This window comes from Pseudomonas imperatae (assembly GCF_057128625.1).
The window spans coordinates 1-508 of the sequence record NZ_JBSKHP010000097.1 but is presented as its reverse complement, the minus strand read 5'-3'; the positions used below and the strand labels follow the sequence as shown (position 1 = coordinate 508).

Genomic DNA, 508 nt, shown 5'->3' with positions numbered 1-508 from the left:
GAGCAGTTCGGCATCAACCTCACCGAGCGCGCCCGCCAGGGCAAGCTCGACCCCGTCATCGGACGCGACAGCGAGATCCGCCGCGTCAGCCAGGTGCTCACCCGACGCACCAAGAACAACCCCGTCCTCATCGGCGAGCCCGGCGTCGGCAAGACCGCCGTCGTCGAAGGCCTCGCCCAGCGCATCGTCGCGGGCGACGTCGCCGAGTCGCTCAAGAACAAGGAGCTCGTCTCCCTCGACATCTCCGCCCTCGTCGCCGGCGCGATGTACCGCGGCCAGTTCGAGGAGCGCCTCAAGAGCGTGCTGAAGGAGATCACCGAGTCCGAGGGCCGCGTCATCACCTTCATCGACGAGCTGCATGTGCTGATGGGTGCCGGCGGCGGCGAAGGGTCGGTCGCGGCATCCAACATGCTCAAGCCCATGCTCGCCCGCGGTGAGCTGCGCCTCATCGGCGCCACCACCCTCGACGAGTACCGCGAGTTCATCGAGAAGGATGCCGCACTCGAGC

Annotated in this window: 1 protein-coding gene; it reads left to right on the top strand. The window is 67.9% G+C overall.

All coding sequences use genetic code 11. From position 1 onward, the window contains the following. Positions 1-508, top strand: a 508-nt coding sequence (locus ACWKWX_RS32790; protein WP_483829955.1) for an AAA family ATPase, incomplete at both ends; no start/stop codon positions are given.